The sequence below is a fragment of the Pseudomonas sp. C32 genome (genome assembly GCF_030417915.1).
Lineage (GTDB): Bacteria > Pseudomonadota > Gammaproteobacteria > Pseudomonadales > Pseudomonadaceae > Aquipseudomonas.
This window is the reverse complement of sequence record NZ_JAUHUK010000004.1, coordinates 264,411-288,409: the sequence shown is the minus strand read 5'-3', so window position 1 is coordinate 288,409 and position 23,999 is coordinate 264,411. Positions and strand designations below refer to the sequence as shown.

General features: G+C 59.5%; 18 protein-coding genes. 6 read left to right on the top strand and 12 right to left on the bottom strand.

The window, feature by feature from the left end; all coding sequences use genetic code 11:
- Positions 1-2: 2 nt before the first annotated feature.
- Both QYH43_RS06770 and QYH43_RS06765 read right to left on the bottom strand, forming a co-directional pair.
- Positions 3-1,211 carry an efflux RND transporter periplasmic adaptor subunit gene (locus QYH43_RS06770; RefSeq protein WP_301156694.1) on the bottom strand — a complete coding sequence of 403 codons (1,209 nt, stop codon included), beginning with the start codon at positions 1,209-1,211 and terminating at the stop codon, positions 3-5.
- 48 nt (positions 1,212-1,259) lie between these two features.
- Complete coding sequence (locus QYH43_RS06765) at positions 1,260-2,522, bottom strand: TolC family protein (protein ID WP_301156693.1); 1,263 nt, start codon at positions 2,520-2,522, stop codon at positions 1,260-1,262.
- 475 nt (positions 2,523-2,997) lie between these two features.
- Here QYH43_RS06765 and QYH43_RS06760 point away from each other — a divergent pair, with 475 nt between their 5' ends.
- A complete protein-coding gene (locus QYH43_RS06760) occupies positions 2,998-3,672 on the top strand; it encodes a heavy metal response regulator transcription factor (RefSeq protein ID WP_095059555.1) in 675 nt (224 codons plus the stop codon).
- Positions 3,669-5,069 (top strand): heavy metal sensor histidine kinase, encoded by a 1,401-nt coding sequence (locus tag QYH43_RS06755; RefSeq protein ID WP_301156692.1) that lies wholly within the window; start codon positions 3,669-3,671, stop codon positions 5,067-5,069. The genes QYH43_RS06760 and QYH43_RS06755 overlap by 4 nt, the downstream gene beginning before the upstream one ends.
- 169 nt (positions 5,070-5,238) lie before the next feature.
- Here QYH43_RS06755 and QYH43_RS06750 read toward each other — a convergent pair whose 3' ends face one another.
- The 6 genes from QYH43_RS06750 to QYH43_RS06725 are packed head-to-tail and all read right to left on the bottom strand — an operon-like array spanning position 5,239 to position 11,189.
- A complete protein-coding gene (locus tag QYH43_RS06750) occupies positions 5,239-6,981 on the bottom strand; it encodes an ABC transporter substrate-binding protein (protein ID WP_095059557.1) in 1,743 nt (580 codons plus the stop codon).
- 47 nt (positions 6,982-7,028) lie between these two features.
- Complete coding sequence (locus QYH43_RS06745; protein ID WP_095151618.1) at positions 7,029-7,301, bottom strand: DUF2160 domain-containing protein; 273 nt, start codon at positions 7,299-7,301, stop codon at positions 7,029-7,031.
- A gap of 10 nt (positions 7,302-7,311) precedes the next feature.
- Positions 7,312-8,112, bottom strand: a complete 801-nt coding sequence (locus QYH43_RS06740; RefSeq protein ID WP_095151619.1) for a carbohydrate ABC transporter permease — start codon at positions 8,110-8,112, stop codon at positions 7,312-7,314.
- A 7-nt stretch (positions 8,113-8,119) separates the two neighbouring features.
- Complete coding sequence (locus tag QYH43_RS06735; protein WP_020801179.1) at positions 8,120-8,986, bottom strand: carbohydrate ABC transporter permease; 867 nt, start codon at positions 8,984-8,986, stop codon at positions 8,120-8,122.
- Entirely contained in the window at positions 8,983-10,095 is a 1,113-nt protein-coding gene (locus QYH43_RS06730; RefSeq protein ID WP_301156691.1) for an ABC transporter ATP-binding protein, read from the bottom strand. The genes QYH43_RS06735 and QYH43_RS06730 overlap by 4 nt, the downstream gene beginning before the upstream one ends.
- Positions 10,095-11,189 (bottom strand): ABC transporter ATP-binding protein, encoded by a 1,095-nt coding sequence (locus QYH43_RS06725; protein WP_095151621.1) that lies wholly within the window; start codon positions 11,187-11,189, stop codon positions 10,095-10,097. The genes QYH43_RS06730 and QYH43_RS06725 overlap by 1 nt, the downstream gene beginning before the upstream one ends.
- A gap of 393 nt (positions 11,190-11,582) precedes the next feature.
- Here QYH43_RS06725 and QYH43_RS06720 point away from each other — a divergent pair, with 393 nt between their 5' ends.
- Positions 11,583-13,412, top strand: a complete 1,830-nt coding sequence (locus QYH43_RS06720; RefSeq protein ID WP_301156690.1) for a sigma-54-dependent Fis family transcriptional regulator — start codon at positions 11,583-11,585, stop codon at positions 13,410-13,412.
- Entirely contained in the window at positions 13,409-13,633 is a 225-nt protein-coding gene (locus QYH43_RS26900; protein WP_095059563.1) for a helix-turn-helix domain-containing protein, read from the top strand. Before QYH43_RS06720 ends, QYH43_RS26900 begins: the two co-directional genes overlap by 4 nt.
- 199 nt (positions 13,634-13,832) lie before the next feature.
- Here QYH43_RS26900 and cysS read toward each other — a convergent pair whose 3' ends face one another.
- Both cysS and QYH43_RS06710 read right to left on the bottom strand, forming a co-directional pair.
- Entirely contained in the window at positions 13,833-15,215 is a 1,383-nt protein-coding gene (gene cysS / locus QYH43_RS06715) for a cysteine--tRNA ligase (protein ID WP_095151624.1), read from the bottom strand.
- A 15-nt stretch (positions 15,216-15,230) separates the two neighbouring features.
- On the bottom strand, positions 15,231-16,928 hold the full coding sequence (locus QYH43_RS06710) for a glutamine--tRNA ligase/YqeY domain fusion protein (protein WP_095059566.1): 1,698 nt from the start codon (positions 16,926-16,928) through the stop codon (positions 15,231-15,233).
- A gap of 267 nt (positions 16,929-17,195) precedes the next feature.
- Between QYH43_RS06710 and QYH43_RS06705 the strand changes: the two genes are divergently transcribed.
- Both QYH43_RS06705 and lpxH read left to right on the top strand, forming a co-directional pair.
- A complete protein-coding gene (locus tag QYH43_RS06705; protein WP_095059567.1) occupies positions 17,196-17,699 on the top strand; it encodes a peptidylprolyl isomerase in 504 nt (167 codons plus the stop codon).
- Positions 17,696-18,448 (top strand): UDP-2,3-diacylglucosamine diphosphatase, encoded by a 753-nt coding sequence (gene lpxH / locus QYH43_RS06700; RefSeq protein WP_095151626.1) that lies wholly within the window; start codon positions 17,696-17,698, stop codon positions 18,446-18,448. Before QYH43_RS06705 ends, lpxH begins: the two co-directional genes overlap by 4 nt.
- Before the next feature lie 115 nt (positions 18,449-18,563).
- On the opposite strand, the gene QYH43_RS06695 is transcribed toward lpxH, so the two are convergent.
- Both QYH43_RS06695 and QYH43_RS06690 read right to left on the bottom strand, forming a co-directional pair.
- Entirely contained in the window at positions 18,564-22,238 is a 3,675-nt protein-coding gene (locus QYH43_RS06695; RefSeq protein WP_301156689.1) for a translocation/assembly module TamB domain-containing protein, read from the bottom strand.
- Complete coding sequence (locus tag QYH43_RS06690; RefSeq protein WP_301156688.1) at positions 22,235-23,962, bottom strand: autotransporter assembly complex family protein; 1,728 nt, start codon at positions 23,960-23,962, stop codon at positions 22,235-22,237. Before QYH43_RS06690 ends, QYH43_RS06695 begins: the two co-directional genes overlap by 4 nt.
- Positions 23,963-23,999: the final 37 nt, after the last annotated feature.

Below are 23,999 nucleotides of genomic sequence, written 5' to 3'. Positions count from 1 at the left end.
CGCTAGTGAGCGTGTTCGGCCGAGGCTTTGCCCATTTCCGACTTGAGAACGAAGCTGCCGGCAGCCGCGACTTGCACGCCGGCCCCCAACCCTTGGGTGACCTCCACCAAACCTGCCGCGCTTCGTCCCAGCGCCACCGTTTGCGCTTTGAAGCCGTCGTCGGTGCGCACGAATACCGTGGGTTTGTCCTCGATGGTCTGGATGGCGGTTTCCGGTACGGCGACGTTCGCCTGTCGGCTGTCGGTGGCGACCAGCGCAGTGACAAACAGGCCTGGACGCCAGGAGCCTTGCGGGTTTTCCAGGGTGACGCGAACAGTGGCGGTGCGGGTCTGTTCGCCTAAAAGACTGCCGACGTAGCTGACGGTGCCGGCAACCTCGGCGTTCAATTCCGGAGCGCTGACGGTAACGGGTTTGCCCACTTGCACCTTGCTCAGTTCCTTGGGCGAAACGCCGAAAGTCACCCAGACTCGCGACAGATCCGAGAGCGTAAAGGCAGCGGTGGTTTCATCGACGACCTCCCCCGGTGTCAGGTGTTTTTCCACCACGACACCATCGAACGGCGCACGCAATTCGTAGCGATTACCGCCGGTGGCAACCACGCTTCCGCTGAGTACGCTGATTTTTTGCCGGGCGTTGGTCAGGGCGATTTCGGCTTCTTCCAGCGCTTGGCGCGCCTGAAGCAGGTCCTGCTCGGCTGAGATCTTGTCCTGCCACAGTTTCTTCTCGCGCTCGTAGGTGGTGCGAGCCAACACCAGGCGCCGTTGTGCCGCAGCCTGTTCGCTGCGCTGATCGGAGATCTGCTGACTGCTGATGACTGCCAGCAACTGGCCTTTCTTCACGGTTTGCCCGAGATTGACCGATACCGACTCGACAACACCAGGAACGCGCGGCACCAGGTGAGCCGTGCGATCCTCATCGAAACGCACTTCGCCGGGGAACGGCAGGCCGAGGCTGATGTTCTGCGCCCGCGATTGCACCAGTTGAATGCCGGCGGCAGCGATCTGTTCGGCACTCAACGCCAGGTGCCCTTCTTCGCCTTCGGCATGTCCACCGTCAGTGGCTGCGCCGTCTTCAGCGTGATCCGCGTGATCCGCCTGTTCCGCCGCTTCATCGGCATGGGCGTCGACGGCGGAATTGCCCGGCCACATCGAACCGATACCAATGCCGAACGCCATTGTCGCCAGTGCGACAACGATCAGTTTTTTATCCATGCAAACTCCTCTGCGCCTATCACCGCGCAGTAATCAAAAAGATGAAATTCAAGGGCTGGCGGCGAGGTCGCCGAAGATGCGTTCGATGCGTACCCGGGCGTCTGTCGCTTCACTGACTGCCTGGATGTATTGGCTGCGGGCACTGATCAGGGTGCGCTGGGCGTCGAGCACGTCGAGAAAGCCGAACTTGCCCATTTCGAATCCGCGGGTGGCACTGTCGACCGCACTTTGTGCGGCGGGCAGAATCGTCTGGTTGAACGCTTTGACTTCGTCATTGGCGGTCTGCCATTGCTCAAGGGTGGTCTGAATTTCCGTGCGCAGGCGCAGCTCGGTGGCGTTGCGCAAATCCCGGGCCTGATCGCTGCGTCGCGCGGCGGCCAGAATGTTGCCCTGATTGCGGTTGAACAACGGAATCGGCATCGAAAGCCCGACCACGTTGACTCGCTCGCGGTCGGTTTCGCTGTACTGGCTGCCGACGCTCACCGTCAGATCGGGGATGCGTTGCGACCTCTCCAGCCCCAGCGATGCTTCACGCTGATCGATCTGCAATTTGGCCAGACGCAGTTCGGCGGTTTCATTCAGACGCGCAAGCAAACGGGCCGGCGGTGGCACGTTGGGCATGCTATTTGTGACGGCTTGCACGGCGGTCGATGTCGGCAACGGTGCGCCCATCACCTGCGCCAATTGCTGATAGGCATTGGCCTGATCACGTTCTGCGCGGCTCAGCTCCAGGCGCACTTCCGAGAGCTGCACTTGCGCCCGAGTGCCTTCGACCGGCGATGATTTTCCGGCATCGATCTGCCCCTTGACCACGCGCAAACCGTTCTCGGCGAGTAGCAGCGATTGGCGGGACAGCTGCAAGCGTTGCTGCGCCGTTTGAGCGCTGTTGAACGCCTGGATCACATCGGCGCGCAGGGCATTGCGCTTGTTCTCCAATTCGATTCCGGCCGCGTCCTGTGCGCGACTCGCAACATCGATTCGTGCGCCGCGTTTACCGCCCAGTTCGATCGGCTGGCTGAGCATCATCGTGGTCGTGCGCGAATCGCGGCGGGTGTCTTCGGCCTCCCACGACACTTCGGGGTTGGGGATCAACCCGGCCTGCTTGCGGTCACCTTCGGCGATGCCGATTTCCCACTGGGCTGCCGCGAGGTCGGGGTTACCGGCAAACGCTGTTTTCAGGGCTTGTTCCAGGGTCAGTGTCGATGCTTGCGCAAGTCCCGAACCCGCCAGCAGTAACGCGCAGCCGGCGGTCACCGCCCTTACTGTTTTTTTCAGGCGTGATCGCGCCGTCAGTTCTCTTAAACCGGGCAATGGAATACTTCCTTTTTAAATCAAGACTGTCGCCACGGTAGAGTTTTGAACTTATCGACAAGGTGACTGGAAGATTACAAATCCGTTATCCACGGCTTATGGAAGTTGTTTTGCACTAGGATGCGAAGTGCTCACCTTGATATAGCAATACATGGAAACAAATACACGAGCATTATCTGCCAAACAGCACTTGCCTCAGTTCACCTCTAATGAATCGAATGAGTGTTTTGGCCTGGCGCGCTGCGTCAGGGTGTCGCAGAAGGCCGATTTCAGGGCTCGAGACACAGTCGATCATTGACTCTGTAGCCACTACAGCCTTTACCTTGCGCACCCTCACTCAAAGAAATCCTCTACAGGAAATCTGAAACCCACAACACAGTGTCGTCAATAAACCCGTTCGGAAGCTCTATCAAAAACAACAAACTTTCCTGACTGACTTAGTGACTTACCCATTAAATATAAGTGGTGATTAATCATGCGAATCCTAGTCGTCGAGGACGAGCTTAAAGCTGCCGAATACTTACATCAGGGACTGACGGAAAGTGGTTATGTCGTTGACCACGCGGCCACCGGCGCCGATGGATTGCACTTGGCGCAACAGCAGGCGTATGACCTGGTGATCCTGGACGTGAATCTGCCGGAGATGGATGGCTGGGGCGTGCTGGAACAACTGCGTCACACGCACTCCACCCGGGTGATGATGCTCACTGCCCGCGGTCGTCTGGCCGACAAGATTCGTGGTCTCGACCTGGGCGCCGATGATTATCTGGTCAAGCCATTCCAGTTTCCCGAACTGCTCGCACGGGTACGCACGCTGATGCGCCGCAGTGAAAACATCCCGGTGCCGCAGGTTCTGAAAGTCGCCGATCTGGAGCTCGATCCGGGTCGTCACCGTGCCTTTCGCGGCGAGCAACGTATCGACCTGACCACCAAGGAATTCGCCCTGCTGCATCTGCTGATGCGTCAGTCCGGCGAAGTGCTGACCCGCACGCAGATTATTTCACTGGTGTGGGACATGAACTTCGATTGCGACACCAACGTGGTTGAAGTGTCGATACGGCGTTTGCGGGCGAAAATCGACGATCCGTTCGACCGCAAGCTGATCCACACCTTGCGCGGCGTCGGTTACGTTCTGGAGGCGCGGGAATGAAACCAGCGAGCCTGTCGCTACGGCTGGGACTGACCATGAGTATTCTTGGGGCACTGTTGGTGATGTTCCTCGCAGTACTGGCTTACTTCGCCCTGACCCATGAGCTCAATACGCTCTCCCGGGACAGTCTGGCCAGCAAGATGGAGCAGATTGAACACAGCCTGTCGCTGTACACCGACCCCGGTGAAATCAGTTCGAAGCCGCATATCCTGCTCGATCAGGTCATGGGCCACGACAATCTCACGTTGACCATTTACGACCGAAGCAACCAGCGTTCCCCGCTGCTGAAGTCCGGCACCGGCATGGTCGATCCACGCCCTGAACTCAAAGCCGTGCGAGCGACCAGCGATCAGTTGACCTACAGCGACAGCACCGGTGCTGAAGGCGCGAAATATCTCACCCTGTCAAAGCTGATTCGCCTCAAGGATGGCACCAGTGTTCCGGTGTTGCTGTCGATGGACAATGCCCACGACCAGGCATTGCTCAGGGCCTATCTGCGCTCGACGCTGATAGCGTTGCCCTGGCTGCTGATCTTCATTGGCTTGAGTGCCTGGGTGACGGTGCAACGAGGCCTGGCTCCGATGCGCGAGTTTCGCAAAGTGGCGGCGATGGTATCGACCCAGGATCTTGACCATCGACTGTCGGTGGTAAACATGCCGCAGGAGTTGAGCGAACTGGCGCAAGGCATCAACTTCATGCTGCACCGCCTCGACAACGGTGTGCAGCAGCTATCGCAGTTCTCCGATGATCTGGCCCATGAACTGCGCACGCCGATCAACAATCTGATGGGCAAGGCGCAGGTAACCCTGTCCCGGGAACGCACGACCGAAGAGTACAAAGATGTATTGGTGTCGTGCATTGAAGAGTTGGAGCGTGTCGCTCGGATCGTCTGCGACATGCTGTTTCTGGCGCAGGTCAGTCATCCGGAGTCGCTCGCGCCTTTTGAGTTGATCGAGCTGGAGGATGAAGCGCTGAAAGTCGCCGATCTGTTTGCGCTGTCGGCCCAGGAGAAGCGGATCGATCTGAGTGTGGTTGGCAGCGCGCGGGTGCTGGGCGACCGGTTGATGATTCAACGGGCGATCTCCAATCTGTTGTCCAATGCGCTGCGCCACTGTCCACCCGGAGAAACCGTTTCACTACTGATCGAGTGCGGCGCAACAGAGGCTTCGCTGCTCGTCAGCAACCCCGGCACCGGCATCGAAGCGCAGCATCTGCCGCATCTGTTCGAGCGCTTTTACCGGGTCGACAGCAGCCGATCTCGTGCGCAAGGCAGCACCGGACTGGGTCTGGCGATTGTGCGCTCGATCATGAGCCTGCATCAGGGCGTAGCACAGGTGCAGAGTTTGCCGGGAACGATGACGGTGTTTCGGTTGGGGTTTCCAAAAGCCGACGCATAACTGCCCATGTGAGAGCGAGCCTGCTCGCTCCTACAGTGGGCCGGCAGTGGGTGCAAATTATGTGGGCGGCAGAAATCCCTTGTAGGAGCTCGCTTGCGAGCGATGACGGTGGATCAGACAACAAAAAACGGCACCTTCCGGTGCCGTTCGCTTTCACAACACAACCTCCTTACTTACGCGCTGCCTCCCAGGATTTCAGCAGTTCGGCATAGCTCACGGTTTCGCCTTTCGGCTTCTCGTTTTCCAGTTTCGGCTTAGGCGCACCCGGTTGGTCGAACCAGTATTGCGCGTCGCGTTCCGGGTTCATTTTCGGCGCGCAAGTGGCTTGGGCTTTCGAGCGCTCAAGGCGGGACATGATGGCGTCCTGATCCTTGGCCAGACCATCAAGCGCCTGTTGCGGGGTTTTCTCGCCGCTGGCGGCTTCAGCAATGTGGCTCCACCACAGTTGTGCCAGGCGAGGATAGTCCGGCACGTTGGTCCCGGTCGGGGTCCATTGCACGCGGGCCGGGCTGCGGTAGAACTCGACCAGGCCACCGAGTTTCGGCGCCAGGTCGGTCATGGCTTGCGAGTTGATGTCCGACTCGCGGATCGGGGTCAGGCCGACGATGGTTTTCTTCAGCGAGACGGTTTTCGACGTCACGAATTGCGCATAGAGCCAGGCCGCCAGTTTTTGCTTCTCAGGCGTGGACTTCATGAAGGTCCAGGAACCCACGTCCTGATAACCCAGTTTCATCCCCTCTTCCCAATACGGTCCACGCGGTGACGGCGCCATGCGCCATTTCGGCGTGCCGTCGGCATTCATCACCGGCAAGCCCGGTTTGGTCATGTCGGCGGTGAATGCGGTGTACCAGAAGATCTGCTGAGCGATGCTGCCTTGCGAGGGCACCGGCCCGGATTCGGAGAAGGTCATGCCCGCCGCTTCCGGTGGTGCGTACTTCTTCATCCAGTCTACGTATTTGGTGGTGGCGAACACCGCCGCCGGACCATTGGTGTCGCCACCGCGTGTCACGCTGGAGCCCACCGGATGGCAGTCCTCGACGCGAATGCCCCACTCGTCCACCGGCAAGCCGTTGGGGATGCCCTTGTCGCCACCACCGGCCATGGAAAACCAGGCATCGGTGAAACGCCAACCCAGTGACGGGTCTTTCTTGCCGTAGTCCATGTGCCCGTAAACGCGTTTGCCGTCGATTTCCTTGACGTCTTCACTGAAGAATTTCGCGATGTCTTCATAGGCCGACCAGTTCACCGGTACGCCCAACTCGTAGCCGTACTTTTCCTTGAACTTGGCCTTCAGGTCTGCGCGTTCGAACCAGTCGGCGCGGAACCAGTACAGGTTGGCGAACTGCTGGTCAGGCAATTGATAGATCTTGCCGTCCGGTGCCGTGGTGAAGGAGATGCCGATGAAGTCCTTGATGTCGAGGGTCGGCGAGGTGAAGTTCTTGCCCTCGTTGGCCATCAGGTCGGTGATCGATTCGGTCTTGCCGTAGCGAAAGTGCGTACCGATCAGGTCAGAGTCGTTGACCCAGCCGTCATAGATGTTTTTGTCCGATTGCATTTGGGTTTGCAGCTTTTCCACCACGTCGCCTTCCTGCAGCAAGTCGTGGGTCAGCTTGATGCCGGTGATCTCGCTGAAGGCCTTGGCCAGCACCTTGGATTCATACTCGTGGGTGGCGATGGTTTCCGAGACCACTTTGATGCTCATGCCGCGAAACGGCTCCGCGGCCTTGATGAACCACTTCAGCTCTTCCAGTTGTTGATCGGCCGTCAGGGTCGACGGTTTGAACTCAGCGCCGATCCATTTCTTCGCCGCGTCTTCATAGGCGTCGGCCCAGGCCGATGCGCTCAAACCGCTGAGTGCCAGCATGGCTGCCAATGAAATGCTATGTCGCAGCTTATTGTTTTTGTCGAACATAGAGACCTCCTGTTTAAGTTTCGGAGCAACATTGCCGAGCGATTCGACTAGCCCCAACGCATCACAGCCAACAGCCACACCAGGGACATCGCGAAGGCGACCCAGATGCTCCAGTCGGTGACGCCGATTACCAGCAAATGCAGGTAGGCGCTGCCGAGAAGACCGATAAACAGCCGATCGCCACGGGTGGTGGCAATCGGCAAAAAACCTCGTCGCAGAATGCTCGGCGAACGCAATTCCCAGGTGGTCATGCCCACCAGGATCAAACCGATGACACTAAAAAATGCCGCCGTGGGGACCGTCCAACTCATCCATTCCATCATCAGCTCCTCATACCCGGCCCAGGGCAAAGCCCTTGGCCACGTGGTTGCGAACGAACCAGATCACCAGCATGCCCGGCAGGATGGTCAACACCCCCGCCGCCGCCAGCACGCCCCAGTCGATGCCGGACGCCGAGACCGTGCGCGTCATCACCGCCGCGATCGGTTTGGCGTTCACTGAGGTGAGGGTTCGCGCCAGCAGCAGTTCGACCCAGGAAAACATGAAGCAGAAAAACGCCGTCACGCCGATGCCGGAGCCGATCAGCGGGATGAAAATCTTCACGAAGAACTTGGGGAAACTGTAGCCGTCGATGTAAGCGGTTTCGTCGATTTCCTTCGGCACGCCGGACATGAAGCCTTCGAGAATCCACACCGCCAGTGGCACGTTGAACAGGCAATGGGCCAGGGCCACGGCGATGTGCGTGTCGAACAACCCGATCGACGAGTACAGCTGAAAAAATGGCAGCAGGAACACCGCTGGCGGCGCCATGCGGTTGGTCAGCAACCAGAAGAACAGGTGCTTGTCGCCAAGGAAGCGATAACGCGAAAACGCATACGCCGCCGGCAGCGCCACGCTCAAGGAGATCACCGTGTTCAGGCTCACGTAGTACAGCGAGTTGAGGTAACCGGTGTACCAGGCCGGGTCAGTGAAAATCACCTTGTAATTGTGGAGGGTGAAATCCTGGGGGAACAGCGTCAGGCCGCCGAGGATTTCGCCGTTGCTCTTGAACGACATGTTCAGCAGCCAATAGATCGGCACCAGCAGGAACAGGATGTAGAGCAGCAGTGGAACAAGCTTTCTCTTGCTCATGATGGCCTCAGCGGTTGGCGTCGGAGTGAGTCATGGCGGTGTAGAACAGCCAGGACACCAACAGGATGATCAGGAAGTACACCAGCGAAAACGCGGCGGCCGGCCCCAGGTCGAACTGCCCGATCGCCATCTGCGTCAGGGTTTGGCTGAGGAAGGTCGTCGCGTTGCCAGGCCCGCCACCGGTGAGCACGAACGGCTCGGTGTAGATCATGAAACTGTCCATGAAGCGCAGCATCACGGCGATCAGCAACACACTCTTGAGCTTGGGCAACTGGATGTGCCGGAACACCGCCCAGGCCGAGGCCCGGTCAATCCGCGCCGCCTGGTAGTACACGTCCGGAATCGCCCGCAGGCCAGAGAAGCACAGCAGCGCCACCAGCGACGTCCAGTGCCAGACGTCCATCACCAGCACGGTGACCCAGGCATCCATGGTGTTCGCCGCATAGTTGTAGTTGATGCCCATGGCCTTGAGGCTCGCCCCCAGCAGACCGATGTCGGCCCGGCCAAAAATCTGCCAGATGGTGCCGACCACGTTCCACGGGATCAGCAACGGAATCGCCAGGATGATCAGCACCACCGACGACCAGCGGCCCTTGGTCGGCATGGTCAGGGCGATCGCGATGCCCAGGGGGATTTCGATCAGCAGCACGCAGGCCGAATAGATGAACTGGCGCAGCAGCGAGTCGTGCAGGCGCGGGTCGAGCAGCACTTGTTTGTACCAGTCGGCGCCAACGAAGTAGCGGCTGGACTGGTCGAAGATGTCCTGCACCGAGTAGTTGACCACCGTCATCATCGGGATCACGGCACTGAACGCCACCAGCAGGAACACCGGCAGCACCAGCCACCAGGCTTTATTGTTCTGCACCTTGTTCATCGCTGCACCTCGTGGGCTTGCGCCTCCAGCAGGAACTCGTCGGCATAGACCATCAACCACTGCGCCGGAAAGCTGATGTACGCCGTGCCTTGTGGCACCGGCTTGTCTTCCGCCAGACGCACTTTCAGCGGAGCCCCATCAAGGTTCAGGGTCATGATCTTGTAGGTGCCGAGGTCTTCCACGTGTACGACGTTTGCCCGCAACGCGTCATCAAAGGCTTCGTCCCACACATGGATGAACTCCGGACGAATGCCGACCTTCAGGGTTTTCCACTCCGATTCAGCAATGCGCTGCTGCATGGCCTCGGACAACGGCAGATGGGTCGACGCGAAACCGACGCCACCCGGTTGCGGCTGCACGTCGATCAGGTTCATGCCCGGACTGCCAATGAAGTAGCCGACGAAGGTGTGGCTGGGTCGCTCGAACAGTTCCCTTGGCGTACCGAACTGCACGATCTGCCCGCCGTACATCACCGCAATTTTGTCGGCGAAAGTCGAGGCCTCCAGCTGATCGTGGGTGACGTAGACCATGGTGATGTTGAACTGCTCGTGAATCTGCTTGAGCTTGCGCCGCAGTTTCCACTTCAGGTGCGGGTCGATCACCGTCAGCGGCTCGTCGAAGAGAATCGCCGACACATCGTCACGCACCAGCCCACGGCCCATGGAGACTTTCTGTTTCTCGTCGGCGGTGAGGTTGCGGGCTTTTTTGCTCAGCAGATTCTGCAGGTCGAGGACTTCGGCGATTTCCTGCACCTTGCTGTGAACTTTCGCCTCGGCCATGCCCTGATTGCGCAGCGGGAAGGCCAGATTGTCGAACACCGTCATGGTGTCGTAGACCACCGGGAACTGGAAAACCTGAGCGATGTTGCGCTTCTCCGGGGTCAGGTTGTTGACCGCTTTGCCATCGAACAGCACATGCCCCTGGGACGGACTGAGCAGCCCGGAGATGATATTGAGCAAGGTCGACTTGCCGCAGCCCGAGGGGCCAAGCAAGGCGTAGGCTCCGCCCTGCTCCCAGATGTGATCCATCTCGCGGATCGCATAATCCTCAGGTCCCACCGGGGATTTGCTGTAGCTGTGGGCGAGGTTCTGCAAACGGATTTCGGCCATCAGGCAACCCTCGCGACACGCCGGCCCGGCGCCTGGACCAGCCGCCCCTGCGCATCGAACACAAACAGTTTATGGGTCGGGATGTAGATGCGAATCGGCGCATCGACGTCGTATTCGTGAACGCCGGGCAAGTGCAGCACCAACAGGAAATGCTCGTTGCGCACGTGCAGGAAGGTTTCCGAGCCACTGATTTCCGCGACTTCGACGGTCACTGCCAGCTCGAGGTCGTCGTCGTTACTCGGCACCAGCGAGATATGGCTGGGCCGCACGCCGAAGCGAAACTCGCCCTCGCCCACCGGACGCAGATCGACGTTCAGCGGGAAGTGCACGAAGTTGGCGAAGCTCACTTCATTGCCGGCAATGCGCCCCGGCATCAGGTTGATCGGCGGTTCGGAAAACAGCTCGGCCGCCAGCACTGACTGCGGCTGGTGATAGACCGAGGACGACTGCCCGCTCTGAATCACCCGGCCTTCATGAAGAATCGTCGTGGTGCCGCCCAGGGCCAACGCTTCGTTGGGCTCGGTGGTGGCGTAAATGGCGATGGTGTGGCGCGCCTTGAACAGCTCGCGCATTTCCTGGCGCAGCTCTTCGCGCAACTTGTAGTCGAGGTTGACCAACGGTTCGTCGAACAGGATCAGCTCCGCGTCCTTGACCAACGCCCGGGCCATGGCCGTGCGTTGTTGCTGACCACCGGAGAGTTCGAGGGGATGCCGCTGGAGGAACTTCTCGATGCGCAGCATCTTCGCGGTTTCCAGCACTTTGCTCTGGATCTGTTCGTTGGAGATCCCGGCCTGTCGCAACGGCGAGGCGATGTTCTCGAACACCGTCATGGTCGGGTAGTTGATGAACTGCTGGTACACCATCGACACGTTGCGCAACCGCACAGGTCGCTGGGTGACATCGACGCCATTCATCAGGATGCGACCGCTGTCAGGCTTATCCAGACCGGCCATCAGCCGCATGAGACTGGTTTTGCCGGACAAGGTACGCCCAAGCAAAACGTTGAACGATCCGGGTTCGAAACTCAGGTTGGCATCGTCGATCCAGGTCTGGCCCTCGACGGTGCGGCTGACGTGCTCCAGGGTGAGTGACATGGCTCGGCCTTTTTATTTTTTTGAGTCAAGCGACCGGAGCACTACAGCGACATTCGTGCCAGAAAACTCAAGTTATTGATTCAGTTTGGAAATCCTGAAAAAGGAAGAAAAATGGCGTTCGTTGCTGAACACAAATGAACAATTTGAAATGAACAATTGAACAGTCGAGCGATTGACAATGAACAATAGTGAACAACACTCTACGGACTGTTCACGGCCACCTGTAGGAGCCGGCTTGCTGGCGATGGCGTCATCGAAATCGCCATCGCCATCGCCATCGCCAGCAAGCCGGCTCCTACAAAGGCGTGGCGCGCAAGAACCGTCACGTGTGAGATTCAACGTGATGTGCAAAACCCATAAAAACAATAAAAGCTTTCCCAGAGATCGACTGCCATGGCCGCACCCGCCTCGCCGCTCTCCCACGACGCCATCATCCAGGACTCCTGGTCACGCTGCCGCGCGTTCGGCCTCAGTCACCAGAGCACGCCGACATTCGACCAATTGCCGGCCGCGGACATCGCGCAACTGCTGGAGAGCCAGCATTCCCTGGTGCAGACCACCCATCAGGAAGTGCTGCCGTACTACGAGAACATCCTCAGCAACTCCAATTGCCTGATCATGCTCGCCGACAATCAGGGCCAGGTGCTGACGTCATGGGGGACCCAGCGTTTCATTGAACCGAGCCTGACCCGCGGGTTCAGCGCCGGCGCCAGCTGGATGGAACGTTGCAGCGGGACCAACGCCATCGGCACTGCGCTGGCCTGCGAGCAGGCGGTGCACATTGAGCATGACGAACACTTCCTCAAGGCCAACCGTTTCATGACCGGTTCCGCCGCGCCGATTTTCGATGCTGAACGCAAAGTCATTGCGGTGCTCGACGTCTCCAGCGACAGCTACCTGCCGCCGTCCCACACCTTGGGCATGGTCAAGATGATGAGCCAGACCGTGGAAAACCGGCTGATCCTCAACCTGTTCCACGGTCAGCATTTTCAACTGACGTTCAACACTGGGCTGAACAACCTCGACAGCCAGTGGGCCGGGTTGCTGATTTTCGATGAGAGCGGCCAGGTGCTTTCGGCCAATCGCCGCGCCGATAATTTGCTCGGCGTTCGGTTGTCACGGATCAGCGTTGAAAGCCTGTTCAAGGTTTCGCTGCTGGAACTGCTCAATCAACCCGAAGGCCTGCCCTTCTCTCTGCAAGCTTCCGGGCGCAACCGCTTTCAGTGCCTTTTGAAAAGGCCGCAACAAGTGCCGGTGCAGCCGCGAGTGTTTGCTGAACCCGTGGCGGCGCCTGCTGCGATCAGCCTGAACACCCTGCATTTTGGCGACAGCCGCGTGGAAAAAGCCGTGCGCCAGGCCGAGCGCTTGCTGGAAAAAGACATTCCGTTGCTGATCCATGGGGAAACCGGGGTCGGCAAGGAAGTTTTCGTCAAAGCGCTGCATCAAGCCAGCTCTCGCAGCAAACAGGCGTTTATTGCGGTGAACTGTGCCGCGATCCCCGCCGAACTGGTCGAATCTGAACTGTTCGGCTACGAGAGAGGCGCATTCACTGGGGCCAATCAGAAAGGCAGCATCGGGCTGATTCGCAAGGCTGACAAAGGCACGTTGTTCCTTGATGAAATCGGCGACATGCCGCTGCCGACCCAGGCGCGTTTGCTGCGGGTATTGCAGGAGCGTTGCGTGCAACCGGTGGGCAGCAGTGAGTTGTTCCCGGTGGACCTGCGCATCATTTCCGCGACCAACCGTTCGTTGCGCGAACAGGTGCAGTTGGGGCGGTTTCGTGAGGATTTGTACTACCGCATCGGCGGCCTGACCCTGGAATTGCCGCCCTTGAGAGAACGCAGTGATAAAGAGGCGCTGTTCAAACGCCTGTGGGAACAACACCGCGAGCCGAGCCAATGGGCCGGGTTGAGTCACGAAGTGCTGGAACTGTTCAGCCGTCACCCGTGGCCAGGCAATTTACGTCAGGTCAGCAGCGTGATTCAGGTAGCCCTGGCCATGGCCGAGGAACAACCGATACGGCCGGAGCATTTGCCGGATGATTTCTTTGTTGATCTGGAGATGGAGCCGGTCGAGACGGCGGAACCGATTGCCGTGGATTTGAATGATGTGGAGGATTTGAATCGGCAGTTGCAGGCGGCTGGGGGGAATATTTCGTATCTGGCCAGGCGGCTTGGGGTGAGCCGTAACACCCTTTACAAGCGATTGCGCCAGACGGAATGATGGGTTGCCCGGACGGGCCCTATCGCTGGCAAGCCAGCTCCTACAGTGCCAGAGGTGTACGTAAATTTGGCGAACGGCGCGACCTTGTAGGAGCTGGATTGCCAGCGATGGGGCCCGCCCTGTCAGAGCAGAATGGCTGCGGGGGGAATATTTCGTATCTGGCCAGGCGGTTGGGGGTTAGTCGCAATACCCTCTACAAACGGCTGCGCCAGACGGAATGATGGGTTGCCCGGACAGGCCCCATCGCTGGCAAGCCAGCTCCTACAGTGCCCGAGGTGTACGTGAATTTGGCGAACGGCGCGACCTTGTAGGAGCTGGCTTGCCAGCGATGACGCCCGCCCTGTCAGAGCAGAATTAGCGAGCAGCCCCTAAAAACAAAAACCCGCACAAGGCGGGTTTTGTTTGTAGCGACTACAGCAATCAGTCAGCCAGACGCCAGGTCGTGCCGCCCTTGCCGTCTTCCAGCACCACGCCCATGGCGGTGAGCTGGTCGCGGATGCGGTCGGATTCGGCCCAGTCCTTGTCGGCGCGTGCTGCCAGACGCGCGGCAATCAGCGCCTCGACTTCGGCTGCGTCCACGCGCCCTTCGGCACCGGCTTGCAGGAAGTCATCGGCTTCGAGTTGCAACACACCCAACACGCTGGCCAGTTCTTTCAAACGGGCTGCCAGACCGGCCGCTGCGTTCATATCGCTCTCGCGCAGGCGGTTGATCTCGCGGACCATCTCGAACAGCACCGCACAGGCTTCCGGCGTGCCGAAGTCGTCGTTCATCACCGTGGTGAAGCGCTCGACGAACGCTTCGCCGCCAGCAGGCGCGACAGTCGGCAGGCCTTTCAACGCGTGGTAGAAACGCTCGAGTGCGCCCTTGGCGTCCTTGAGGTTGTCTTCCGAATAGTTGATGGCGCTGCGGTAGTGACTCGACACCAGCAGGTAACGCACGACTTCCGGGTGGTACTTGTCGAGCACGTCGCGAATGGTGAAGAAGTTGTTCAAGGACTTGGACATCTTCTCGCCATTGATGCGAATCATGCCGCAATGCATCCACGCGTTGGCGTAGGTCTTGCCGGTGGCCGCTTCGCTCTGGGCGATTTCGTTTTCGTGGTGCGGGAACTCAAGGTCGCTGCCGCCGCCATGAATGTCGAAAGTCTCACCGAGGCAGCAGGTCGACATCACCGAGCATTCGATGTGCCAGCCTGGACGCCCGGCGCCCCACGGCGATTCCCAGCTCGGCTCGCCCGGTTTGGCGGCTTTCCACAGCACGAAGTCCAGCGGGTCCTGCTTGGACTCGTCGACTTCGATGCGCGCACCGATGCGCAGGTCTTCGATCTTCTTGCGCGACAGTTTGCCGTAGCCCATGAACTTGCCGACGCGGTAGTACACGTCGCCATTGCCCGGGGCGTAGGCGTAACCCTTGTCGATCAAGGTCTGGATCATCGCGTGCATGCCAGGGATGTGATCCGTGGCACGCGGTTCCATGTCCGGCTTCTTGATGTTCAGGCGCGCTTCGTCTTCGTGCATCGCCGCGATCATGCGCTCGGTCAACGCTTCGAACGATTCGCCGTTCTCGTTGGCCCGGTTGATGATCTTGTCGTCAATGTCGGTGATGTTGCGCACATAAGTCAGGTCGTAACCGCTGAAGCGCAACCAGCGTGTCACCAGGTCAAACGCAACCATGCTGCGGCCGTGGCCCAGGTGGCAGTAGTCGTACACGGTCATCCCGCAGACGTACATGCGCACGTTGTTGCCATCCAAAGGCTTGAAGACTTCTTTGCTCTTGGTGAGCGTGTTGTAAATGGTTAGCACGTTAACTTCCTTGAATCACTGGCCCCACGAATCACGCAAGGTCACGGTACGGTTGAATACCGGCTGACCTGGTTTCGAGTCCTTGATATCCGCGACGAAGTAACCTTCGCGCTCGAACTGGAAACGGTCTTCCGGCTGTGCGTTGCCCAGCGAAGGCTCCGCACGACAACCGGTGAGTACCTGCAGCGAATCAGGGTTGATGTTGTCCAGGAAACTGGCGCTGTCTTCGGCCTTCTCAGGGTTGGCCGAACGGAACAGACGATCGTACAGACGCACTTCGCACTCGACGCTGGCCGCGGCCGGCACCCAGTGCACCACGCCTTTGACCTTGCGGCCTTCAGGGTTCTTGCCCAGGGTTTCCGGGTCGTACGAGCAACGCAGTTCGACGATGTTGCCATCGGCGTCCTTGATCGCTTCGTCGGCACGGATCACGTAGCTGCCACGCAGACGCACTTCACCGGCCGGCTCCAGGCGCTTGTAGCCCTTCGGCGGCTCTTCCATGAAGTCTTCACGGTCGATGTAGATTTCGCGAGCGAACGGCAGGACGCGCACGCCCATGTCTTCTTTCGGGTGGCATGGCAGTTCGAGGTTCTCGACCTGGCCTTCCGGGTAGTTGGTGATCACGACTTTCAGCGGTCGCAACACGCACATGGCACGCGGCGCGCTCTGGTCGAGGTCGTCGCGGATGCTGAATTCGAGCATGCCGAAGTCGACCACGCCGTCGGAACGGTTGGTGCCGATCATTTCGCAGAAGTTGCGGATCGATTTCGGCGTGTAGCCACGGCGACGGAAGCCCGACAGCGTGGACATGCGCGGGTCGTCCCAACCATGCACGTGCTTCTCATCGACCAGTTGCTTGAGCTTGCGCTTGCTGGTGATGGTGTAGTTCAGGTTCAGACGGCTGAATTCGTACTGGCGCGGGTTGGCCGGCACAGGCAAGTGCTCGAGGAACCACTCGTACAGCGGACGGTGGCTTTCGAACTCCAGGGTGCAGATCGAGTGGGTGATGCCTTCGATGGCGTCCGACTGACCATGGGTGAAGTCATAGTTCGGGTAGATGCACCACTTGTCGCCGGTCTGGTGGTGATGCGCATGGCGAATGCGATACATGATCGGGTCGCGCAGGTTCATGTTCGGCGAGGCCATGTCGATCTTGGCGCGCAGTACGCGGGCGCCGTCCTTGAACTCGCCGGCCTTCATGCGGGCGAACCAGTCCAGGTTTTCTTCCACGGAGCGATCACGGAACGGGCTGTTCTTGCCTGGCTCGGTCAGGCTGCCACGGTATTCCTTGGCTTGCTCCGGGGTCAGGTCATCGACGTAGGCATTGCCGGATTTGATCAGCTCAACCGCCCAGTCGTGCAACTGGTCGAAATACTGCGAGGCGTAGCGCACTTCGCCGGACCATTCGAAGCCCAGCCATTTGACGTCGCTTTCGATCGCGTCGATGTATTCCTGGTCTTCCTTGGCCGGGTTGGTGTCGTCGAAACGCAGGTGCGTGACGCCGCCGAACTCCTGGGCCAGGCCGAAGTTCACGCAGATCGACTTGGCGTGGCCGATGTGCAGGTAGCCGTTGGGTTCAGGCGGGAAACGGGTAACGATCTGCGTGTGCTTGCCCGAGTCCAGGTCTGCCTGGATGATCGGCCGCAGGAAGTTGACCGGCACGGCAGGGCCGGTCTTGGCATTCGAGGTAGGGTCGACAGTGGGCTTGCTCATAGGATCCTTGAACGTACAAGTGCGTGGCCGTAATGAAGGCCGGACAAAACAAAGCGGCTATCATAGCCGATGCCGTCAAGTGCCTGACAGAGCGCACCCTGTAAACCGTCGTATTTAATAGGCTCTAAATGAAAAAACAGCCTCGAAATTCGCGCCCGGCACGCTAAACTGCGCACCTTGGCCGAGACAGGCTGAACCGGTGGCGGAACGTGAGGTTCCAACACCACGAATTCCTTTAATACGCTTCAACTCAAAAGAGTCCCGATCATGACCCAAGTCAAACTGACGACCAACCATGGCGACATCGTCCTCGAACTGAACGCCGACAAAGCCCCGATCACCGTGGCCAACTTCATCGAGTACGTTAAGGCCGGTCACTACGAAAACACCGTTTTCCACCGTGTCATCGGTAACTTCATGATCCAGGGCGGCGGTTTCGAGCCAGGCATGAAAGAAAAGAAAGACAAGCGCCCAAGCATCCAGAACGAAGCTGACAACGGCCTCTCCAACGACAAGTACACCGTCGCCATGGCCCGCACCATGGAGCCGCATTCGGCTTCCGCGCAGTTCTTCATCAACGTGGCAGACAACAGCTTCCTCAACCACAGCGGCAAGAACACTCAGGGTTGGGGCTACGCGGTATTCGGTAAAGTGACCGCCGGCACCGACGTTGTCGACAAGATCAAAGGCGTGGCCACCACTTCCAAGTCCGGCCACCAGGACGTACCAGCAGACGACGTGATCATCGAGAAAGCCGAGATCATTGAGTGATATTGCTGATTTCAGATTTACATCTGGAAGAGGAGCGCCCGGACATAACCCGGGCGTTTCTGGATTTGCTCGCCGGACGCGCCCGCTCGGCGAGTGCGTTGTACATTCTGGGCGACTTTTTCGAGGCGTGGATTGGCGACGACGCCATGACCCCTTTCCAGCGTTCCATCTGCCAGGCCCTGCGCGAGTTGAGCGACAGCGGCACGGCCATTTTTCTGATGCACGGCAATCGTGACTTCATGCTCGGCAAGGCTTTTTGCAAACAGGCCGGCTGTACCTTGTTGAAGGATCCGTGTGTCGTGCAATTCAACGGCGAGCCGGTGCTATTGATGCACGGCGACAGCCTTTGCACCCGCGACGTCGGCTATATGAAGTTGCGGCGTTACCTGCGCAACCCGATCACGCTGTTCATCCTGCGCCATTTGCCCTTGAGTACCCGCCATAAACTGGGCCGTAAGCTGCGCAGTGAAAGCCGTGCGCAAACACGGATGAAGGCCAATGACATCGTCGATGTCACGCCCGAGGAGATTCCGCGGATCATGCAGGAATACGGCGTGAAAACCCTGATCCACGGCCACACCCACCGCCCCGCCATCCACAAGTTGCAACTGGGCGAACAAGCGGCACGGCGCATTGTGCTGGGGGATTGGGACCGTCAAGGCTGGGCATTGCAGGTGGATGACAGCGGGTTTGCGCTGGCACCGTTCGATTTCACCCCGCCGCCGCAATTGCAGGCTCCCTCGATCTGACTGCCACACACAAAAACCTGTGGGAGCAGGCTCGCTCCCACATTTTATTGACCGTGTTCTGATCCGCTTCGCGGCCCAGCGGGAGCAAGCGCCCTCGCCACAGCGCGGATACGGCTTAGAAATCCCGCTTGTAAAAGATGTCCAGCGAACTGGCCACACCGCTGGCGACTTCGAGGTAGACCTTTTTGCTCAGCTTGTAGCGCAGGCCGATGGTGTTGGCCGGTTCGAACACGCCGACGCCATAACGCAGGCTGAGCTTCTCCGAGATGTTGCCGCTAGCCACCACGCTGGTGGCGTTGCCGCTGCCCTCGGTGTCGAGCTGGAAGTCCTCGATCCCCAGGTTCTTGGCCAGCCCACCGGTCACCCCGGAGCTGCCCATCAGGCCCAACCCGAGTGCGGCCTGTGCCAGCATGTTGTTGTCTTCACCGTTGGTACTTAACGGACGTCCGAGCACCAGATAGGACAATGCCTGCTCCTGGCTCATGGCCGGTTCGGAGAAAATCTGCGTGGTCGGTTGCTCGGCGCTGCCGCTCAGACGAATACCGGCGATCACGTCGTCGGTCTGGCGAATCGCTTCGATGTCCAGATACGGCTGATCGATCGGTCCGGCAAACAGCAACCGCGCCCGGCGCACCGAAAGCCGCTGCCCATAGGCGCGATAACGACCGTCGTTGAGCCACAATTCACCCCGGGTGTCCATGTTGTCGCCGATGTGCACATGCCCCTGCACATTGGCGGTCAGGCCGAACCCGGCGAAGCTCAACTTCTCGTCACCGACCAGCACTTCGATGTCCATTTTCATCGCCAGCGGCGGCTTGCCCTCTTCTGTCTGCTGACCGACTATCACCGTGTCATCAGAGACTTTGACCGTCGAAGGCGGCAACTCGCGAATGGTGATGTCACCCTTGGGCACCAGCACTTTGCCGGCGATGGCCAACTCGTCACCCTTCATCGATATTTTCAGGTCCGGCGCCACTTCCAGCTTGGCGTAAGGCTCCACCGTCACGGGCAACTGCGAGCCCTTGAGCGCCAGGTCCACCACCAGCGCCTGACCCCAGGCGATGTTGCCGTTCAAGGTCCCCTGCCCGCTCTTGCCGCTTTTCCAGCCGCCGTTCAGTTGCACGTTTTCGCCAGCGATGAGCGCTTGCAGGTTGAGGTTTTTGAGTTCCATCGGCAACTCGGGGCCGGACACTTCGCCATCACTGAGCTGCAAGCTGCCATTGACCTGCGGCGCCAACAGACCACCGGAGATCGTACCGCTGCCATTCAAACGACCGGTCAATTTCTCGACCATGGGTACAAACGGTCGCGCCACCGACAGGTCCAGCCCATTCAAGCGGAATGAGCCCGACACTGGTTTGTTCTTGAGCAACGGATTGATCTGCGCCTGGAGCATCAGCTCGCCGAGCTTGGCACCGGCGAAATTGAGGTCGGTGTCGATGCGTTTAGGCGTGAGCTTGCTGGTGAGTTTCAGGGTCTGGTACGGGAAATCGATCCACTGGTCTTTTTCCTTGATGCGCAATGTGCCACCGCTGGCGTCGACGCTGATCAGGCCATTCGGGCCGCTGGCCGGCAAGTCCAGTTGCAGGTCGGCATTGAGTCGACCCTGCCAGGCGAAATCCTTGGGCAGCCATTGGGCGAGGCTGTCGATCGGGAATTGCTTGAGGTGATAACGCAGCTTCGGCTCCGGCATCAGGCGCGAATCTTCACCGCACAGGCTCGCCTGGCCGGACGCCCAGCAATGGGCGCCAAAGTTGATTTTACCGTCCGCCAGGCGTTCGAGTTTCGCCGGACCTTGCAGCTTCCAGTCCTGCCCACCGGCCTGAATATCACCACTCGCCAACCGCCCGCGCCAGTCGCCTTTGTCCAGCGCACCGTCCAGCCCCAGGGCCAGTTTCAGCTTCGGCCCTTGCAGGTCGAGGGCGAGTTTCTGGTTCTTGATGTCGCCCTGACCGCTGGCCGTCAACGTCCCGAGTGACGTGTCACCGGCCTGGATGCCACTGCCCTTGAGGTCGATTTTCGCCCGCTGCGCACTGTCGAGGGTGGCGTCGAGGTTCAGGCTTTGCAGGCGATTGTCCTGGAACACCAATTGCGCGCCTTGCAGCCCGAGCTTGCCCTGCGGCGCTTTGAGCGTACCGGCGACATCCACGCGACCATTGATCTGGCCGCGCAGCTCCGGCCAGAGTTGAGCCAAACGCGTCAGCTTGATATCGATCTGCCCGGCGAGTTTCTGTTGCAGGCTACCCTTGCCGGTGATGCTGTTGTCGCCGAGGCGGATTTGCAGCGCGTTGAGGTTCCATTGCTCGCCAACGCCATCGGCTTTGGCCTGGATCACCGCCGGTTGGCCACGCAATTTACCTTTCAGGTCCAGGTCGGCGTTGAGGCTGAGCGTTTCATTTTTCATCTCGCCTTTGCTGCGCAACGCTCCCGCCAGCGTACCCGGTAACTCCGCGACCCAGTACGCCGGGTTGATGGCCGACAGGTCCAGCGCGGTGTCCCAGGCGATGCCATCGGCGAATTGCAGGTTCAGATGGCCTTCGGCCTTGCCCTGCCCGGCCTGGAGTTGAATCTGTTGCAGGTAGATTTTGCTCAGGTCGCCGGCGAACGGGCTCGCCAACGTGAAGGCACCCGCCGGGCCATCTGCAGCGGCCTCAAAATGACCGAGGTACTTGCCGTCGGTGTAGGACACCTCACCGTTGAAGCGGCGCAACGCCACTTCCGGCTCATCGATCAGCGGATACAACCGGTGCCACGGGAAGTCCAGCCAGTCGATTTTAGCTTCGGCGCTCAGGGCTTTGCTCCAATCCAGTTGCCCGGTGAGCTTGAGGCTTTGTTTGTCGTTGGCGATCAGGTCCAGCGCGGCGATTTGTGCGCCGTTGGCGTCGACTTTGCCTTGCAGCGCCAGTGCGACCGGGCCTTTCTCTGCCGGCAAACTCGCCTTGCCTTGTAGCGCGTAACCGTTTTTCAGGTCGCCAGCGCCGGTCAGTTCCAGTTGATTGAGTTGCAGGGTATCTGGCAGATCGGCACTCGGCTTGAAGCCATCGGCGGTGATGCGCACTTTGGCCGGCAGGTTTTCCACCAGCGGTTGCAGTTCACCGGTCAGTTGCCCATTGAGATAGCCGCTGCTGTCGGCTTTCAGGTTCAAGGTTTTCAGCAGGTCGCCATCGACCTTGAGCGCCAGTGCCCACGGCTCGGTGCCCGGTGAAGGCAGGGTCAGTTTGCCCTCAACCTTGAGCGGCCAGTTGCCCGTCGGTTGCAACAGGCCGGACAGGTTCAGGCTCAGTTCATCGCGCTGCAATTTCACTGAGTCGATCTGCAAGCCGTTGACCGTCCAGTGCGCCGCCAGTTGCAAACCCTTGAGTTCTTCGCTGCCGTTGAACAGCAGGCTGCCGACCTGAATGTCTCCCAGTTCGAGCGCCACCGGCAGATTCAAATCCGGAAGACTGATGGGCCCGCTACTTTTTTCTTCGACACCGGGAGGAAATTGCAGGCTGACCTGATCGGCCTTCAACTGCTCGATACACAACGTCATGCGCGTCAGGCACAAGGGCGACCAGGCGAAAATGACTTTGCTCAGTTCAACCCGGCTGCTGTCCTGCTGCCACAGCACGCGATCGGCGCTCCACTGTCCGCCCAACCGGCCCTGAAAATTGTCCAGGGTCAAACCCGGTACGAAACCCAATGCCCAGCGGCTGCCCGTTGCTGTGCCCAATACCGTGGCCAGCGTCAAAACCACCAACATCAACAGTGCCGGAATCGCCAGCAGCGTTACTTTCAAGCCACGATTCACAGCTCAGGCCCCATGGAAAAGTGCAATCGAATACCGCCATCGTCGTCCAGTGCATGGGCCAGGTCGAGGCGGATCGGCCCCACCGGTGACACCCAGCGCACGCCGATACCGACCCCGGTCTTGAGGTTCGGCAATTCAAGCGTATTAAAAGAGTTGCCCTGGTCAACGAACGTCGCGACCCGCCACTTTTCGGCGACCGAGTATTGATACTCCGCGCTCGCGGCAACCATGTAACGGCCGCCGATGCGGTCGCCCTCGTTGTTTTCCGGCGACAGGCTTTGATAATCGTAACCGCGCACGCTCTGATCGCCACCAGCGAAGAAACGCAGCGAGGGCGGTATGGACTTATAGCCATTGGTGGCACTGCCACCGACCTGCACCCGCCCGAGGAAACGGTGATTATCGAACACCGTGGTCAGACCTTTTACCAGCGCGGTGCCGTAAAGCAGGTTGTTGTCGGAGCCCAGCCCTTCTTTCGCCACTTTGGACTCGAATTGCAGGCGATAGCCATTGTGCGGGTCAATGCGGTTGTCACTTTTCAGGTAGGAATAGCTCACGCCGGGCATCAGCAACGTACTCGACCCAGCGTCGTCACCCAGTGAGTAATCCTCACGCTGCCATTTCAACGACACCACGCGCTTCCAGCCACTGGGCAATTTGCTGTGCCATTCCGGGCCGATACTCAGCAGCTCGCTGTGGGTGTCGGTGCCGGCGATGTCTTCGTTCTGGTAACCACCGGCAAAGCGCAGTTTGTCGGTCAGGGGCGGATCCAGCGGAATGTCATAGAACAGGCCGACGTTTTGCCGGGGCGCCGAGACTTCGGTTTCCCAGCCATAACTGTGTCCTTGCGGATTGACCCAGTGCCGGGTCCAGTTAGCCTTGACCCGCGGCCCGACGTCGGTGGAGTAACCGAGGCCGAGGCCCATCGTCCGGGGCTTGCGGGTATCCAGTTCGACGTCCACCGGGATGACATTGTCTTTGGACGCCGCAGGCGCTGCGTCCACGCGCACACTTTCGAAGTAGCCGCTCGATTGCAGGTTCTGATTGAGTTCGGCGATCAATTCCGAGTCGTACGGTTCACCGGCCTTGAACGGCACCATGCGTTGCAGCAAGCCTTCGTCGAACGGCGAGTCGCCCTTGAATCCGACGTTGCCAAAGGCATAGCGCGGGCCGCTGTCGTAGATCAGTTCGATATCGGCGACACCGGCACGCGGGTCCACCGACAATTTTGAGCGCGTGAAATGACCGCTGAAGAAGCCGTAACGCGACGCCTGGTTCTGGATCAACCGTTTGGCGTCTTCGTAATGCCCGTGATTGAGCACCGCGCCAGTTTTGAGGGCATCACTATTGGGAACACGAAAGGACTTGAGGGCGGCAGCAGGACCGTCGATGCGCACCGTGACGTTGCGTAAATGCACCGGTTCACCCGGGTCGATGGTCAGTATCAGGCGCGGCTTGTCGCCGTCCTTCACGTCACTGTCAATCTGCGGCTGGTAATAGCCCAAGGCCTGGGCGGCCTTGCGCGCCTGTTCCTCGGCGCCACGACTGAAGCGCTGCAAGGCTTCTTCGTCACGATCACCGAGGCTGCCGATATAGCCCTCTATATTGGCCTTCAGTTCATTGTTGGACGGTGTGATCCGCACATCCAACTCACTTTGCGCCAGCGCCGTGCAGCTGGAAATCAGCATTAGCACGCCACTGGTAATTTTTCCTGGAAACTTCATAGGCGCGAATGCTATCACGAGCTTGAGAGCGCGATAG

What these genes read in the sequence shown, in the direction of transcription:
- QYH43_RS06725 (WP_095151621.1), bottom strand. Translation starts at nt 11,189, where the DNA reads ATGTCACTCACCCTGGAGCACGTCAGCCGCACCGTCGAGGGCCAGACC.
- QYH43_RS26900 (WP_095059563.1), top strand. Translation starts at nt 13,409, where the DNA reads ATGATGGGTTGCCCGGACGGGCCCTATCGCTGGCAAGCCAGCTCCTAC.
- QYH43_RS06720 (WP_301156690.1), top strand. Translation starts at nt 11,583, where the DNA reads ATGGCCGCACCCGCCTCGCCGCTCTCCCACGACGCCATCATCCAGGAC.
- QYH43_RS06710 (WP_095059566.1), bottom strand. Translation starts at nt 16,928, where the DNA reads ATGAGCAAGCCCACTGTCGACCCTACCTCGAATGCCAAGACCGGCCCT.
- QYH43_RS06740 (WP_095151619.1), bottom strand. Translation starts at nt 8,112, where the DNA reads ATGAGCAAGAGAAAGCTTGTTCCACTGCTGCTCTACATCCTGTTCCTG.
- QYH43_RS06755 (WP_301156692.1), top strand. Translation starts at nt 3,669, where the DNA reads ATGAAACCAGCGAGCCTGTCGCTACGGCTGGGACTGACCATGAGTATT.
- QYH43_RS06760 (WP_095059555.1), top strand. Translation starts at nt 2,998, where the DNA reads ATGCGAATCCTAGTCGTCGAGGACGAGCTTAAAGCTGCCGAATACTTA.
- QYH43_RS06770 (WP_301156694.1), bottom strand. Translation starts at nt 1,211, where the DNA reads ATGGATAAAAAACTGATCGTTGTCGCACTGGCGACAATGGCGTTCGGC.
- QYH43_RS06705 (WP_095059567.1), top strand. Translation starts at nt 17,196, where the DNA reads ATGACCCAAGTCAAACTGACGACCAACCATGGCGACATCGTCCTCGAA.
- QYH43_RS06730 (WP_301156691.1), bottom strand. Translation starts at nt 10,095, where the DNA reads ATGGCCGAAATCCGTTTGCAGAACCTCGCCCACAGCTACAGCAAATCC.
- QYH43_RS06735 (WP_020801179.1), bottom strand. Translation starts at nt 8,986, where the DNA reads ATGAACAAGGTGCAGAACAATAAAGCCTGGTGGCTGGTGCTGCCGGTG.
- QYH43_RS06690 (WP_301156688.1), bottom strand. Translation starts at nt 23,962, where the DNA reads ATGAAGTTTCCAGGAAAAATTACCAGTGGCGTGCTAATGCTGATTTCC.
- QYH43_RS06745 (WP_095151618.1), bottom strand. Translation starts at nt 7,301, where the DNA reads ATGGAATGGATGAGTTGGACGGTCCCCACGGCGGCATTTTTTAGTGTC.
- QYH43_RS06750 (WP_095059557.1), bottom strand. Translation starts at nt 6,981, where the DNA reads ATGTTCGACAAAAACAATAAGCTGCGACATAGCATTTCATTGGCAGCC.